General features: G+C 56.5%; 16 protein-coding genes and 1 tRNA gene. 6 read left to right on the forward strand and 11 right to left on the reverse strand.

Annotation, left to right across the window (positions count from 1 at the left end; translation table 11 throughout):
* Positions 1-90: 90 nt before the first annotated feature.
* The gene (locus SV253_06675; protein MDY6775745.1) at positions 91-1347 is read left to right on the forward strand and encodes a ribonuclease R family protein; all 1257 of its coding nucleotides are present in this window, start codon (positions 91-93) and stop codon (positions 1345-1347) included.
* 6 nt (positions 1348-1353) lie between these two features.
* Entirely contained in the window at positions 1354-1593 is a 240-nt protein-coding gene (locus SV253_06680) for a glutathione S-transferase N-terminal domain-containing protein (GenBank protein MDY6775746.1), read from the forward strand.
* A 39-nt stretch (positions 1594-1632) separates the two neighbouring features.
* Here the strand turns inward: SV253_06680 and SV253_06685 are convergent, their stop codons facing one another.
* From SV253_06685 to npdG, 9 genes are all read right to left on the reverse strand, one after another.
* Positions 1633-2616, reverse strand: coding sequence for a transcriptional regulator (locus SV253_06685; protein ID MDY6775747.1), 984 nt, complete (start codon positions 2614-2616; stop codon positions 1633-1635).
* Between the two features lie 54 nt (positions 2617-2670).
* Positions 2671-3540 (reverse strand): isocitrate lyase/PEP mutase family protein, encoded by an 870-nt coding sequence (locus SV253_06690; GenBank protein MDY6775748.1) that lies wholly within the window; start codon positions 3538-3540, stop codon positions 2671-2673.
* 30 nt (positions 3541-3570) lie between these two features.
* Positions 3571-4515: a biotin--[acetyl-CoA-carboxylase] ligase gene (locus SV253_06695; protein MDY6775749.1), complete on the reverse strand. Its 945-nt coding sequence runs from the start codon at positions 4513-4515 to the stop codon at positions 3571-3573.
* 57 nt (positions 4516-4572) lie between these two features.
* Entirely contained in the window at positions 4573-5403 is an 831-nt protein-coding gene (locus SV253_06700; protein MDY6775750.1) for an ABC transporter permease subunit, read from the reverse strand.
* Entirely contained in the window at positions 5403-6212 is an 810-nt protein-coding gene (locus tag SV253_06705; GenBank protein ID MDY6775751.1) for an ABC transporter ATP-binding protein, read from the reverse strand. The genes SV253_06700 and SV253_06705 overlap by 1 nt, the downstream gene beginning before the upstream one ends.
* Positions 6202-8130, reverse strand: coding sequence for a NosD domain-containing protein (locus SV253_06710; protein MDY6775752.1), 1929 nt, complete (start codon positions 8128-8130; stop codon positions 6202-6204). Before SV253_06710 ends, SV253_06705 begins: the two co-directional genes overlap by 11 nt.
* 63 nt (positions 8131-8193) lie before the next feature.
* Positions 8194-9414: an APC family permease gene (locus tag SV253_06715; GenBank protein ID MDY6775753.1), complete on the reverse strand. Its 1221-nt coding sequence runs from the start codon at positions 9412-9414 to the stop codon at positions 8194-8196.
* A 194-nt stretch (positions 9415-9608) separates the two neighbouring features.
* Positions 9609-10877 (reverse strand): transposase, encoded by a 1269-nt coding sequence (locus SV253_06720; protein MDY6775754.1) that lies wholly within the window; start codon positions 10875-10877, stop codon positions 9609-9611.
* A gap of 385 nt (positions 10878-11262) precedes the next feature.
* Positions 11263-11904: an NADPH-dependent F420 reductase gene (gene npdG, locus SV253_06725; protein MDY6775755.1), complete on the reverse strand. Its 642-nt coding sequence runs from the start codon at positions 11902-11904 to the stop codon at positions 11263-11265.
* A gap of 109 nt (positions 11905-12013) precedes the next feature.
* Here npdG and SV253_06730 point away from each other — a divergent pair.
* Positions 12014-12088: transfer RNA gene (locus SV253_06730), tRNA-Glu, on the forward strand.
* A gap of 189 nt (positions 12089-12277) precedes the next feature.
* On the opposite strand, the gene SV253_06735 is transcribed toward SV253_06730, so the two are convergent.
* On the reverse strand, positions 12278-12634 hold the full coding sequence (locus SV253_06735) for a hypothetical protein (GenBank protein ID MDY6775756.1): 357 nt from the start codon (positions 12632-12634) through the stop codon (positions 12278-12280).
* Positions 12635-12820: 186 nt separating this feature from the next.
* On the opposite strand from SV253_06735, the gene SV253_06740 reads away from it, so the two are divergent.
* Complete coding sequence (locus tag SV253_06740) at positions 12821-13120, forward strand: DUF357 domain-containing protein (protein ID MDY6775757.1); 300 nt, start codon at positions 12821-12823, stop codon at positions 13118-13120.
* 2 nt (positions 13121-13122) lie between these two features.
* Positions 13123-13785, forward strand: coding sequence for a diphthine--ammonia ligase (locus tag SV253_06745; protein MDY6775758.1), 663 nt, complete (start codon positions 13123-13125; stop codon positions 13783-13785).
* Here the strand turns inward: SV253_06745 and SV253_06750 are convergent.
* Positions 13782-14342, reverse strand: coding sequence for a thioredoxin family protein (locus SV253_06750; protein ID MDY6775759.1), 561 nt, complete (start codon positions 14340-14342; stop codon positions 13782-13784). The two genes, SV253_06745 and SV253_06750, sit on opposite strands and share 4 nt — an antisense overlap.
* 364 nt (positions 14343-14706) lie before the next feature.
* Here SV253_06750 and SV253_06755 point away from each other — a divergent pair, with 364 nt between their 5' ends.
* Positions 14707-15963, forward strand: coding sequence for a transposase (locus tag SV253_06755; protein MDY6775760.1), 1257 nt, complete (start codon positions 14707-14709; stop codon positions 15961-15963).
* Positions 15964-16034: the final 71 nt, after the last annotated feature.

A 16034-nucleotide genomic window follows, 5' to 3' on the forward strand; every position in this document is an offset into this window, starting at 1 on the left:
TCGGGTTATTCGTTGTGCCTCTCCATAACTCTTGGCTATGATATGATCCACAAGCAGTACTACTTTTATGTCGGGACGTCTACTCGGAGTATGAGCGAAGTCAAGATAGACGAGGAGACGCAGGAGAAACTGGAGGAGAAGAGGGAGGAACTCTTCGAGGAGTACGAGATACACGAGGAGTTCCCCGACAGGGCTCTCGAAGAGGCGGACGAGATAACTACGGGGTTCCGTGACGACATACAGGACGAGGCGGAGAAGGAGTACAGAACCGACCTGAGGGGTCTCACGACCTTCACCGTCGACCCGAAGAGAGCACAGGACTTCGACGACGCCATCAGTATAGAAGACGAGGGCGACGGGGAGGGATACACGCTGTGGGTGCATATAGCCGACGTCACCCATTACGTCAAGCCCGGGACTGAGCTCTACGAGGAGGCGAAAAGACGTTCTACGACTGTCTACCTCCCGGGACACACAGTACATATGCTCCCATCTTCGCTGTCGGAGACGGTCTGTTCGATAGTCGGAAACGAGGACAGGCTCGCCCACACCGTCAGGATGGAGATGGACGAGGATCTCTCGTTCGACAACATAGAGATATTCAAGTCGGTCGTGAGAAGCGACAGACGTCTCACCTACAGGCAGGCTGAGAGGATACTCGACGAGGGACACGAAGCAGTCGAAGGCGTGACTCAGGAGTTGGGCGAGAAGGTCGATATGGCGCACGATGTCGCCGACAGGCTCCACGAGTCGAGGAAGGAACAGGGATCGCTCGTCCTCAACCCCAAGAGAGACCGCGCACACACGATAGTCGAGGAGTGTATGCTCAAGGCGAACCGTGCGGTGACATACGAGCTTATGTGGGACAGGGGTGTCGAGGCTGTCTACCGTGTCCATCCCCAGCCGAGCGAGGACAAATGGGCTGAGGCGTTACAGGAGATACAGGATCTCGACGGCGTCAGCATACCCGCGGAGCACTGGGACGAGCCACGTATCGCCGTCAACGCCGCGATAGAGGACGCCGACGAGGACGCACTCAGGAAGATTCAGAGAGCCGTCCTCAAGGTTATGCCCCGAGCGAAGTACATGAGCGACCCATTCGGAGGACATTACGCTCTCAACTTCGACATATACGGACATTTCACGTCTCCTATACGCCGGATAGCCGACCTGATGAACCATCTCATAGTCCACGAGGGGGAGATACCCGAGGACGTCGCCCAGATGGCGGACAAGGCGAGTGAGAGACAGAGAATGGCAGAGGCGTGTGAGAGGGACTACAAGAAGTACCTCGAAGAGCTCGGGTACGATCCCCACGAGGTCGAGGAGTACAAGATGGAGGATTAAGAACAGATGATAAAGCTCTACCAGCTTGAGACGTGTCCGTTCTGTATCAAGGTACGTGAGAAGCTAGACGAACTCGGCTTGGAGTACGAGACAGTCGAAGTCTCGTGGAAGACCTCCGAACGCGACGAGGTCGAGGAGATATCGGGTCAGAGACAGGTTCCCGTGATAGTCGACGAAGAACACGGTGTCGACGGCATGAACGAGAGCTCGGATATAATCGAGTACCTCGAAGAGACTTACGGTTAGGTTACGCGTGAGGTGATTACGGATCGGCTTCGCTTCAGCTCACGCCGTCTTTCTCTCGTAGACGTCCTCCAGGAGCTCGTCAGAACCTCTGATCTCCTCTAGCTCCTCGCGTTCGAGTACGGCGGTGTCGTCTATCGACTCACGTTCGGATGTCTCGACGACGTAGAGACTCTCGGTAGACGACCCTGCGACGTCCGAGATGCTACTCATCAGCTTCGCGCGTTTGACCATCGTCTTCGAGTAACGGCTGATACCCGTGAGTATAGTCGTCCCGTCGTCGTCTCTCTCCCGGGTTCTCGAAACCGCCCTGAAGGGAGCCTTCGATGTCGGTAGGACACGGAAGCCCGCTGAGTCAAGCCTCTCGAAGACTACCCTTTCCTTCTCGCCGACCTCGTTTTGGTCTATGTCGGCGTCCTCGGCACCATCTGTCTCGTCTTCTCTCTCAGTCTCCTCTATCGAGAGTATGTCTATCGGAGATGTCAGCTCCTTGTCGAAGATCTCCTCTAGCTTGAGGGCTACGTCTACTGTAGCATCCATGCCGTCCTCGTACTTCGAGACCGACCGACGTGATACTCCTATCTCCCTCGCGACCTGTCCGAGGCTCATCTCCTCCGACTTCCTCTCCTCCGAGAGAACATCTCCGTTGAGACTGACGTAGAGACCCCCAGGTGCCATGTAGACGAGAGGCGGAAGGTCGTGGCGGAAGAAGTCATCCGCAGTCTTGAGGCTGACCGCGGGTATGCCGTGGCGCAGATAGACGACGCTTTCCTCCATCTCGTCGTCACGTGTCCTCTCGCCGATTATGAGCGACGACGCGTCGAGATGGTCGGAGAGACGTTTCATCTCGTCCGCCGTGTGTGGGTCGAATCCGTCGATGTTCGAGAGAACCTTCACGAGTACGACTATCGAGGAACGGCGGGCGACGACGTCGAAGCTCTTAGGACGTATGTTACAAGTGTCGCTGACGTCGAACCCCGTCTGTCGAAGGAGCTTGACCGTTTCCTCGACAAGTCTGTCTCTCATTACCAGTATAAGTTCGAGACTCGACGGATTTATACGTTGTCCTTAGCTTCGGGTTCACTCCCCGTACCGTCTGCGTGTCTCGTGGTACTCCTCAGTGCCTACGACGTCCTTGAACTCGTCGAAAGAGACGGTGTCAACGTCGGAGGTCTCTCCGTCTTCCTTGAGTGTCTCTAATGCGTCTCCGACCGCACGTGTCATCGTGAAGAGAGCCGAGAGTGGGTAGACGACGGTCTCGAAGCCGATCTCCTCAAGTTCATCGTAGCTCAGGAAGGGCGTCTTGCCTCCTTCTATCATGTTTGCGAGTGTCGGCGCTTCGATCTCGGCTACGCGTTCGAGTTCGTACTCCGACTCGGGAGCCTCGACGAAGACGACATCCGCACCCGCCTCGTAGTACTCGTCTCCCCTCTGTATAGCCTCGTCGAGACCGTGTGTCTCCCTCGCGTCAGTACGTGCTATAATCACGATGTCCTCCCCCTTCTCGTCACGTATGTCCGCCGCCGCCTCTATCCTGCGGGCGTGTTCCGACCTCGGAACGACCGACTTCTCCTCCATATGTCCACATCTCTTGGGCCACTCCTGATCCTCAAGTATGACTCCCGCGATCCCGGCGTCTATGCAGTCTCCGACTGTACGTCTTACGTTGAGTACGTTACCGTATCCCGTGTCCATGTCAGCGACGAGTGGTAGGCTGACTGAGTCGTTTATGTGACGCGCTCTCTCGGTGTTCTCCGACGCCGTCATCAGACCGAGGTCAGGGAGTCCGAGTGCCGACGCCGAGATACCGAAACCGGTTGTGAAGACAGCCTCGAAGCCCGCTCTCTCTACGAGCTTAGCCGAAAGAGCGTCGAACGCCCCCGGCATCACGGTTATCTCGTCGGACTCTATGCTCTCACGCAGAACTTCGGCTTTCGAGCTGTTTCCCATACCTCCGTTTGGGGTCACAGTAGCATCATATTAACGGAGATGTTCGCAGTCGCCCGCAGTAACGACTCTCTCGCCGTCGGACGTTTCTACGCGCAGAGCCCCTGTGTCGTCGACACCGACTGCCTCACCCTCGATCGTCTCGGTTGGTGTCTCTACACGAACCTCTCTTCCGATACTGTCGGAGTACTCCTTCCACTCCTCGAATACTACCTTCCTGTCACCGTCGTCGGACGCGAGAGAGTAGAGGTCTTCAAGCTCTTCGAGAACAGACGCCGCGAGGTTCGCCCTGTTGACCTCGTGTCCGACCTCGTCCTTTACAGAGGTCGCGTTCCAGTCGTCGTCCTCTATCTCGACATTGGCGTTTATGCCTATCCCTACAACTGCGTGTTCGACCGACTCGGCGTCAGCCTGTATCTCGACGAGTATGCCACAGATCTTCTTTCCGTCTACGAGAACGTCGTTGGGCCATTTTATACGCGGCTCAACCCCGGCTTCTTCGAGCCCACGCGCGACAGCGACAGACGCCGCGACAGTTATAACAGACGCCGACCTCGGGGGTATCTCGGGACGCAGAACCCCACTCATCCAGACGCCGCCAGAGGGACTCGTCCACTCACGACCGCGTCTTCCCTTGCCCTGTCTCTGTACGTCGGCGAGAACCACGGTACCCTCGGGAGCCCCATCACGTGCGAGTTGGGACGCGACGGAGTTCGTAGACGGAACCTCCTCACGGTACTCTATATCCTCCCAGATAGTACCGGGATCGAGGTAGTACGAGAGACCGAAGTCGCCGTACTCCGCCGGCGACGTCAGGACGTACCCCTTAGGATCGCTGTCTATCTCGAAGCCCGCGTCCCTGAGACGTTCTATGTGTTTCCAGACTGCGTTACGTGAGACCCCGAACTCCTCGGCAATCTCCTTCCCCGAGACAGGCTCGTCCTCTGAGAGTAAGTCGAGTACCTGGGTTGTCTTCATACGTCGAGTTAGTTCGCCGCCGCATATATGTAAACCGGTGGTGGAGTCATGTCGGAGTCAACGGCTCTTGGGTGTACTCACGACTGCGATCCCGAGGCTGACTACGAGCCATGCGGCGAGACCCACGAGACTCGCAACAGGTGACGCGGCTTTCCACGACTCCGCACCCATCGCCGCGCTCACGACTGTTTCGAGGACGAGTCCCCTGTAAGCACTGTTGGGACTCACAGCTAAGACCTGTGTGAGCGACTCGTCGGAGACGACTCCCTGACTCAGGAGACCGAGAACCCCGAGGTCGAGTCCGGCTACGAGAACGACTAAGAGTATAACGACTAGGACGACAGCCCCACGTACTGTGTTAGCGACCGCCGAGACGGCTATCGCGGCTGAGAGGACGACGAGAGAGAAAGCCGTGGTTACCGCGACGAATCTGAGGTAGAGTACGACCGAGTCGGCTCCCGAGTGGGACGCGAATATCGCCGACTCTGGTGACGAGACGAGATAAGCGAGAGCCGCCGCGGGAAGCAGAGACAGAGCCGTTCCGACTGCGAGAACCACGCCTCTGCCTACGAAGACACCCACGATATACGGCAGTCGGTCGATGGGATAGGTCGACAGGAGATCGAGCTCTCCTCTGCGTCTGTCGCCTAGCACGGTTCTGTATCCGAATGCAAAGCCGAGGACAGGGACTATGACCTCGACCGGTGTGAGAAGGTCGACGACTGTTGGGACGAAACCGCTCTTCGCACCTCCTCCGACCCAGCTTATCGCCGTGACGACTCCCGCGAAGCCGAGTATCAGACCGAGGTAGACACGTGTCCTCGCGACAGTGTCTATCTCACGCTCGGCGACTGTACGTGTCCTTGAGACCGTCTCGGAGAGAGACATCAAGCCTCACCCCCGTCTCCGTCTTCATCTTCGTTCCCGTGTCCGTGTCTCACGGTGGTTCCTTCCTTCTCCTCGACCATGTCGCCGAAGAGATCCGCGAGGCTACCGTAACCCTCGGTCTCGACGACTTCTTCGGGGGAGCCGTCTAACTGTAGCCTACCCTCGTCGAGTAAGAGAAGCCTGTCGACGTTTGTCTCTATGAGAGTGAGGTCGTGGGAGGTGACGACGACCGTAGTCCCTCTGTCGGCGAGGTCACGCAGAACCTCGAATATACGGTATGACATCGTGGGATCGAGACCGCTCGTGGGCTCGTCGAGGAAGATCACAGACGGGTCGCCTATAGTCGACTGTGCGATTCCGAGTAGACGTAACATCCCACCAGAGAGACCGTCGACGTCCGTGTCGGCTGCGCCGCTCAGACCCACGAGTTCGAGTGCCTCCTCGGGCGACTGAGACGAGTCTCTGACGAGTCGGGAGTAGAATTCGAGTGTCTCTTTCACGGTGAAAGCAGACCTGTACTCGGCTTTCTGTGGGAGATATCCGACCTGTCTGCCGTCGTCTCTTTCTCCGTGAACCGTCACTTCTCCGTCCGTGGCTTCAAGCAGACCCGTGAGTATACGTACGAGCGTCGACTTCCCGCTTCCGTTGGGTCCCACGATACCGTTGAGGCTTCCCTCCACGAGACTGAACGAGACTGAGTCGAGGACACGTGTGTCTCCGTAAGAGTGGCTGATGCCCTCAGCCTCTACGACTACGTCTCCATCCACCCTCGCCGTCTTTGAGCTGTCTCTATCTAAGTTACCTGACATGTTTTGTCTGATCGTTCTTGGCTTGTTGTACGAGACGTCTGTTTATACGGCTCTCCGACGGACTCTGGTCGATTATACCCTCTGACCTCATTCCGGGTACGGTTCCTTCGAGCGACCTAAGACCCTTGAGAGCCGGAGACTCAGACAGGGCTACGTATCCCGGCTTACGCAGATCGGACTCGACGACGCCCGTCGGACGGTAGCTTTCGGACTCCGACTCCGACCCCGACCCCGAGCCGAGGTCTACGTTCCGGCTCCAGTAGTTGCCGACACCGTCCGACGACCAGATTCTGAGGGAGCCATAGAGTGACGTAGCCGCCTTTTGGTTGTCTATGAAGTCGTTCGAGACGACGCGGTTGGAGGCTATTATCCCTGACGCCCTCGCTCCGACACCGTTCTCGACCATGACGTTTTTCTCGTAGACTGAGGTACGTGTGCCTATCTTGAGACCGTACGAGTTGTTGACGAGGACGTTGCGCGCGACGTAGGTGTCGCCTCCCGCAGTCACGATACCGCTTCTCGACTCACGGACGTCGTTTCCGACTACGACGTTTCCGACGGGACGTGTCATTACGACTATCCCGGAGTAAGCGTCCCTTACGGTGTTGTTGGCTATGTAGGTGTCGGAGGTGAACATCAGATGAACACCGAAACGTCCCGGGTCTATGAAGTTGTTCCGTATAGCGAGACCGTCGGAGCGGTGGGAGTAGACTGCGTCACGTCCGTCGAGGAGTGTCGAGTTCTGTATCAGGATAGGCGACCTCATCACCATCACGCCCATGAAGCCGTCGGAGGATCTCTCGGCACCTCTGATCCTCGAATCCGTGACCACGGAGTCGGGGGAGTCACGGACGAGGACTCCATTCGAAGGTGAAGTTATGTTGACGTCGTGGACGAGAGACGAGTTGGCTCTTATAACCGCGACTCCGGCGTCACCGCTTCCGTACGTCCTCTCTATCTCGGAGTCCCAGTTGTCTCCTTCGCCGACACCACCGTACTCGTCAGTCTGTCTCGTCGCGTTTCCGACGCCCGTGATCCTGACCGACGACACGGCTGACTCAGGAGACGAGAGACGGACGACAGTTCCTTCGCCGTCTCCCCTGAGATGGGTCGAGTCTCCCTCTCCGACGAGGCTTACCGGCTTAGTGATGTTTAGAGTCTCGTTGATGGCGTAAGTACCCTCAGTAAGCCTTATAGACGTCCTCGGGGGCGCGCGTTCCACGGCTCTGCGTAACGCTTCCGAGGTGGCGTTCTCGACTGTCACCGACACCTCCCTGTCGAGGAGAGACAGAGCGCGTGTCTCAAGAGAGTCGGCTTCTTCCTCCATCGTCTCTTCCTTCTGCCTCATAGCCTCGGTGATAGAACTCTGTCCTTCGTGACCCCGGGCGTACATTCGCTCCGAGACAAGACCGTCCCAGTCGGTGACTTCGCCGCCGTACTCGTCGGCGTACGAACGTGCCGCCGACTTCGACGAGAACGGCACGACTGTCGTGGGCTGAGTCAGTACGAACCAAGCCTCGGACGCTCTGACCCAGTCGGTGTACGACGAACTGTCCTTTCTCACAAATCCCGACGTGTTCGAAGGCTCGACGTCGGTTCCGTCGAAGGCGGTGACGTAGACTGCGAGGGGCTTTCCGAAACGCATCGTGTGCCCGTCGCTGTTGAGCGTCTCGACGAGCGACGAAAGACCTCTATACCCGACGACGTACTCGTACTGTGAGTAGAACACCTCTGCCTTGGGTGCCGTGAGACCCTGTGAGTTGGCTGAGATAGTCTGAGCGTGGCTGATGCCCGACTTGACAGTCTCCCCGAACCTAACAGGATCGGGACTACCACCCGAACTGTCGACGGCAAAGACGCCGAGAGACAGGCTCAGGAGAAGTAGACTCAGAGTTATCCAGACCTTCGTCCTCGTCATTTGGTTTAGTATTTATAGCAACACAACAGCCTTGTACTCTCTGGTATGAGCCTCTAATCCCAGTCAGACGAGGTAAAAGAGTATGAGTAGTATACATGAGACGACGCCGCCGAGAGCCGTGACTGACAGTCTTCCTATGTTAAGAGGCGCTCTGAAACCCCGATCGATGTCTGGACGTCTGTACCTCAGACTCAGGAGTGAGAGGTTGATGAGGGCGAATACGATGAGGAGGAAGAAGTTGGCGAGACCTGCTACGACGCCTATGTCTCCCAAGACCGTGAAAGCGGCAGTCATAACACCGACAGACCAGACGGAGACATACGGTGTCCTCGTGTCTTCGTGTACCTTCGAGAAGACCTCGGGGAAAGAGTCGTACTCCTTCTTGGAGACCCCATAGAGGAGACGTGACGTCGATATCTGGAGTATCATGACGGTGTTCATAGTCGAGAAGAGGGCGATTCCTGAGATGACTGTGAAGGCAACGGGACCCCATCCCTGGTTTGCGACGACTGCTAATGGCGAGTCAGAGGCTCCGAGCACCTGTGAGTCGACGACTCCCACCGCCGACAAGCCTACGAGGACATAGAGAACTGTCGTGATACCTATAGAGGCGAGTATGGCTTTGGGTATCGTGTCGGTAGCGTCCTTCGACTCCTCCGAGATGCTAACTATCGAACCGAAGCCGATGTAAGCGAAGAATATCAGAAAAGCCGACTTGAGAACACCTACGCTCCCGTTGGTCATCTGTAGGGGATCGACGTCTCCCCACGTCGACCTACCTATCCAGACTACGAAGACGAGCCCTGCGACCTCGACTGAGGTGAAGATCAGGTTGAGCTTCGACGAAAGCTGTATACCTCGGTAGTTGACGTAAGCAGTCGCCGCGACGACCGAGACAGCCACCGGAATCTGAGGTATGTCGACGAAAGACGAGAAGTAGCCCGCGAAGGCGAGTGCGACAGCAGCCGCGGATATGACACCCACGAGGAGACGCAGAACAGCCGTGGCTTCGGAGAGCTTCTTGCTTCCGAAAGCCTCCCGGACGTAGATGTAGTCTGCCTCCTCCTTGGGGTAAAGAGAGCAGAGTTCGGCGTAGCTGAGTCCGGTGAGTGAGGCTATAACGGCGGCGATCAAGAAAGACACGACGACCGACTCGCCCGTGACTCCCGTAGCCTCTCCGAGAACCGCGTATATACCCGCTCCGAGTATCAGACCCACTCCGTAGACTGTCGCCTCGAAGAGTCCTATCTCACGTCTGAGCCCAGGCTCGTCTTCGCTACCCATAGTGGATCAGATGTCCCGGTCTAACGACATCAACTACCCCACCCTACTTCGCTCACCCTGACGGGTTCGTCTCAAACTCTACGAGTTTGATGGCTCGTGAATCTAAGATTCACGAACGCTCGTTGAGGGTGTCGTCAGAAGCGGAGCTTCTGACTGCTCGCAAATCTACGATTTGCGATGTCTCTGAGGGAACCTCAGAGGCTCGTGAACTTTCGTTCACGATGGGGCTTGTCGGTGGACTCCGCCTCTGACTCCATAACAGAGTACGAGACAAATCCTCGGTTCGGCTTCACAGTCCCCGACTTCAGGGCGAGTTGACTGTCGCCCGTCCGCCGTGAGTCATGTAGCCCACGACGGACAAACCGCCATCCCACGTTCTTCGCCGCGTTATAATCTGCATTCGCCGTCGCACCACACTTCTCACACTCGAAGAAATCGCGCTCCGTTCGGTTGCCATCGCTCGTATGACCGCACTCACAACACCGCTTCGACGTATTCTCAGGGTCAACGTACACGACTGTGATACCAAGTTCCTCAGCCTTGTACTCGACGTACTTGACGAGTTGGGCGTGCGCCCACTGGTGGAACTTACGCTTGCTCGGCATCGAGTCGCGGATGTGCGTCAAGTCCTCGAACGCGATGTGCGTGCAGTCGTAGGCGACTGCCTCCGCGAGCAACCGATTCGACACCCTGTGCAGGTAGTCACGGTTGTACCGTTCTTCGCGGTTATCCCGCTGGACGAGTGTGCGATGCGCGGACTCAGTGCCGGTTTCTTGGAGGCCGCCGCGAACGCGCTCGAACTCGCGGTGTTCGTGCAAGAGTTCTTGGCCTGACTCGAAGTGAGCGGTGCTGGTGACGGCGAGGTTTTCGATGCCGAGGTCAACCCCGAGAACTGTCCTGTCCTCGGCGGGTGACTCGTCGGCATCGGGCTTCGGCTTACGGAAGCCGAGGTGCAGAAAGTAGTCACCATCACGCGCTGTCAGCGTCGATTCCGTCACTTCCCACTCGTCGCTGTCGAGGTACTGGTACTGGTAGCCGTCTTCGTCGTCGGGCAGTACCAATTCGCACCGCACTCGACTGTCGGTGGTGGCGAGGGAGACGGTGTTGTCATCGAACAGGGTCATCGTGTTGGCGTCGTACTTCACCGTGGGAGCGGTGAACTCGGGTTTCGAGTAGTTACGACCCTGCTGTTTGCGTTCATCGACGCCTTTCAGGGCTTGTGCGGCTTGGAAGCACGCGAGGATGGCGTGTTGACTCCCGAGACGAGTTTGGTCACGAACATCGTCGTATGCGAGTGACTGGAGTTTCCGCTTACGGGTTTCGTAGTGTTCCCAGCCGATGTCCGTGGCAATGTTCGCACCTGTGCGCCACTCGTCAATCGTGTCTTCGAGCAGGTCGGCCTGCTCAGGGGACACGGAGAGGCGCGTTATTGCGGTGCGTCTCAGGTAGTCGTCGTCCGACACACGTTCAAAGAATGCCTATGGTTACTTAATAGTTGGTGTCTGACTGATGTGTGGGTGACGCGCTCCTCCCCGCCCTACTGCGTATGCGAATCTTCGATTCGCTTGTGCTGGAAAACTCTTAGAGTTTTCTGCATCACAGAAATTGAAGATTTCTGAACGTCCTCAGAACGCTTCGCGTTCTGATATGCGAACGAGAGCTTCGCTCTCGTTAACGCCACTCGCTTCGCTGCGTTGCGTTGTGTTGAAAATCGGAGATTTTCATACGTATGCGAATCTCTGATTCGCAACACTTCTTGAGGACGTCCCGAGATCTCCGATCTCGTGGGCTCAGAAATCTGAGATTTCTGAACGGGGACTCCGCGCTACCACACAGTTGAAGCTTCGTCTAAACGAACTTTATTCCGAGATCCTTGAGACCGTTCTTTATGCCTATGTTTATAAGAAGGGGTGTTACACTCTCTATCTGTGCGGCGTTTCCGAGGCTTCCGGCGTCGAGTGCGTTGACGCCTTCCACCGACTCGACGACCTCGACTGCGGTCTGTTTCGCGTCTGCCTCCCCGAAGACGGCTATGTCGACTCCGAGTTCGGCGTCAGGGTCGGCGAGACGTCCCGCGGCTATGTTGTGGAAAGCCCCCGCGACGCCGAACGAGTCGGGGAGACCGTCACGTACGAGCTGTGCCGCACTTCCCTCGTCGGGCTGGTCGTACTTGAAGCCGTCGTCGTCACGTTTCATGCTCGTGACGGGTGATATGACTGTAGCGTCTCCGTCTGCGACCTCGGCGACCTGATCCACGACGTCTGGGAGGGAGCCGAAAGGAACCGCGAGGACGACGACCTCGGCTTTAGCTGCGTCGGCGTTCGATCCGCTCTCGACTTCGACGCCCGTCCTCTCGGAGTACTCGTCGGCAGCTTCAGATGCTCTGTCCTCGTCCCTGCTTCCGACTACGACTTCGTGCCCAGCCTGAGCGAGACGTACCGAGAGACCGCCTCCGAAGTCACCCGTGCCTCCTATTATTCCTATTCTCATACTTACTTGGTATGACGCCGTGGGAGTCGTTATAGATTGCGTTATACAGACGCAAGGCGGAGCCAAAGCACAATTCTTATACTTGTACCGCGATACTGTTAGAATGCGCGCTCCGTTGGTGTAGTCCGGCCAATCATCTTGGCCTTTCGAGCCGAGGACCTGGGTTCAAATCCCAGACGGAGCAAATCTTTGATTTGCGAGCCAGCGAAATCTACGATTTCGCGACGGAGCAAATTTCTCTGAAATTTGCATGGAACAGAATCGTAGATTCTGTGACGGAGCAAAAATTTCTGGTTTTTGCTAACACGCGAGAACTCCGTTCTCGCGGGCTCAGAAATCTGAGATTTCTGAACGGGGACTTAGCCTGAAAAAGTTAAGAGACTTCCAGGTCGTAGTACAGAATATTTTCAGTGCTTTCATCGCTCTTTTTTATTCTTACCTCGTCAGGGGACACCCCATAGAACTCTGAGACGGTTTCCTTGATCTGTCTCATGATCTCACGTCTTTTGTCGTCAGGCAGAGCCTCACTCAACGGACTGGCTAGATAGCCTTCAGGCTCTATACGGATGTAGATATCCGACTCTCTGTCCTTTACCAGGGTAACCTCTATCGATTTCCCGTTTCTGTCGAAGCTCGCTATCTGTCTTTCGGTATGTTCGGGCTTCACCTCCTCCCTGTACCGTTCCCTCTCGTAGGCTTCTATTATATCTGATATTTTCTGTGTGTCCATGGTATGTATGTTTGTCTGCCGAACTTAAGTCAACTGGCTATATACTTGAGACTCTGTTGCCGCTCTCCGTCAGAAGACGTAGTCCCTCAAGGATCTTGTTCGGGCGTATACGCCAGACGTATTAAACTCGGGGGCTAAGAACTACTAATGACAGACTCCGACGAGGACTCAAAGAGGAAAGCCGATCTGAAAACCGAATCGGGCTCCGACCCTAACTCGGGAGCCGACCTCACCGAGAAGACAAACAGGTACAGACGTCTCCTGTCACGTGCTCTCGACTCGGTCGAGGTCGTAGAGGAGTCCGACGAAGCCGACGAGTTCCTGGAGATGGCGGAGTCGTACTACGACGACGGCGAACATTTCCTCGAAAACGACGACGAGGTCAACGCTCTCGCGGCGTTCTCGTACGGACACGCGTGGCTCGACGCGGGTATGAGGTCTGGGATCTTCGACGCAGACGACAACAGAGAGATTTTCACAGTATGAGTATGACGACTACGAAGACAGCAGTCAGCCTCTTCTCAGGAGGAAAGGACTCTACGTACGCCCTCTACAAGGCTCAGGAGGAGTACGACGTCGATACTCTCGTCACGGTACACGCAGAGGAGGCGTCGAAGATGTACCACGTCCCTGCGATAGAACTCACGTCTCTTGCGGCTGACGCAATGAAGGTCGACAGGGATCTAGTGACTGTCGAGACGCGTGAAGACGAGATATCGCCGCTCAGAGAGACACTCGAAGACCTCTCGCCCGATGCGGTCGTCGTAGGCGCGGTTGAGAGTGAGTACCAGAGGTCGAGGATCGAAGGTATCTGTGACGAGATAGGAGCCGAACTCGTCGCCCCGCTCTGGCACTGTGACACCTCAGAGACTATGAGGCGGATAGTCGAGGAGTTCGAGGTCATGGTGATAGGAGTCGCCGCATACGGTCTCGACGAGTCATGGCTCGGACGCGTTCTCGACTCCGAAGACGTAGACGAGCTAGAGCGTCTCAACGACGAGTACGGCGTCCACATAATGGGAGAAGGCGGCGAGTTCGAGACTATGGTTCTCGGGGGTTCTCAGATGGAGTCCGAGATAGAGGTCGAGTACGAGAAGGACTGGGACGGAATGCGAGGCGAGCTACGTATCGAGGACGCGTGTCTCGTCTAGTCCTTCCATTTAATAGAGCATCCACGTGACGGGATCTCCTCGACTTCGACCTCGTCGCCTCCGAGAACCGAGTCTATCGCGTCGCGCATCTCGTGTTGTGTCGGCTCGTCGTCGGGGTTCTGGGCGTCGTCGATACGTCCGTGGTAGACGAGTCGGAACTCGCCGTTTTGGTTCTCGAATAGGAAGGGATCGGGGGTACAGACAGCACCGTACTCGTCGGCGACCTCCTGTGTCTCGTCCCTGAGGTAGGCGTCGTACCTCACCTCGCCGTCTTCGACTAACTCCTGCATTCTCTCGTAGGAGTCGTCAGGGTACTCGTCCGAGTCGTTGGGGTTTATACCTACGACTGCGACGTCTTCGTAGTCGTCGGCTATCGAGTTGAGGACGGGTATCTTCGCCTTCGCGTACGGACAGTGGTTACACGTGAATACGACGAGTAAGGCGTCGTACTCAGAGAAGTCTTCGACTGACTTCTCGTCGCCGTTGGTGTCTCTGAGACTGAAGTCGGGGGCTCTGTCTCCTCTTTCGAGGTCACTGTCTGACTCCTTGAGTACCATATCTGAGGATGTCGGGGGAGACACTAATCTCTTTTCTTGCTCGACCCATCCGAAGTCTTTTGATCACACAAGACGACAAAGCCGTGAGACTATGGAGAGCCATTCGAGCCCGAGTAGACGCAACGTTCTAATAGTCCTCGCGGGGCTGACGCTTCTGGGAGGCGTGGTTCTATCTTGATTCAGCGAGAGAATCCCGCCCTTTCCGTGAGGGACGAGTGTTCCGACACTTGTTGTCGGAACCGAGGACCGAACAGGGCGGGAGTGAATCGCGTAAGCTCCGGTGAGGGGCCGTCACTGCTTCGCTCGGCTGGATATTCAACGTCGACACGAAATCATTAAGTCATTGTACTGTCATAGTCTATGTATGGTGAATCTGGTCACGACACGCACCATTACAGCGGCACTCACCAACGACCGTGAGGGTGTCGTGCGTGACCTGGATTTACTCAGTCGTTCCGGCAGCAAAATCTGGAACGTTGCTCGGTGGATCGCTGGCCGCATCTGGGACCACACCGGAGAAATTCCGGATGAGGGACCGCTCAAGTCCTACATGACGAACCAACAGTGCTGGAAAGATTTGAACTCGCAGTCAAGTCAGGCAATCGTCGAAGAATTGGCTGGCGCTTTCCAGTCGTGGTTCAACAAAGACGACCCCGATGCCAACCCACCGGGCTACCGCAAAGACGGCGATGAACGACCACGTTCAACAATCACGTTCAAAGAAGACGGCTTCAAACTCGACACGAACCACCAGCAAGTCCGCCTCTCCAAAGGCAAGAACCTGAAAGACGGGTGGAGCGACTTTGTTCTCTGCGAATATGACACCGGCTCGGACGTATCCCTCACCAATGTCGAAGACGTCCAACAGGTCCGCATCGTCTGGAACGGCGACCACTGGGAGCTTCACTTCGTCTGTAAGGTCGCCATCAACGCCGCCGACTCGTTTGGCGAGAAGACGGCTGGTGTTGACCTCGGTATCTGCAATACGGCAGCTGTCTCTGTCGGTGACGAAACCGTGTTGTATCCGGGCAACACGTTGAAAGAAGACGCACACTACTTCCGGCAGGAAGAGTACGACACGGAAGGTGAGAACGGCCCCAGCAACCATGCTGAATGGGCACGCCGCAAGAAATCCCGGCGGCAGACCCACTACCTGCACGCTCTCTCGAAAGACCTCGTGAACCAATGTGCAGATCGTGGTGTGGAGACGATAGCAGTTGGCCATCCGAAAAACATCCGCGAGGATGAAGACTGGGGCAGGCACGGCAACAAGCGCCTCCATGACTGGGCGTTTGAAACTCTGCTCAGTCACATCGAGTACAAGGCTGAAGAACGTGGTATTGAGGTTGAGCGGGTCGATGAGTACGAACTGGCTACGTCGATAACGTGCTGTGAGTGTGGCATGAAAGCGGATTCAAACCGTGTTGAGCGTGGCTTGTACGTGTGTGAGAACTGCGAGTTGGTCGCTAACAGCGACCTGAATGCGGCTGAGAATATGCGAGCGACGGTAACTCCGAATCCAGAGATGGATAGGAGTAACGGCTGTCTGGCCCAGCCATCGGTCCGCCTGTTCGACAAATCAACGGGGAGAGTAGCCCCACAAGAACAGGTCTGCCCGTAGACCAGCAAATATCCCAACGCTTGCGGTGCGGTTTCGGGAAGCCTCGCCGTTTACGGCGAGGAGGAGGTCAC

The sequence above is a fragment of the Candidatus Afararchaeum irisae genome (genome assembly GCA_034190545.1).
In the GTDB taxonomy this organism is placed as follows: domain Archaea; phylum Halobacteriota; class Halobacteria; order Halobacteriales; family Afararchaeaceae; genus Afararchaeum; species Afararchaeum irisae.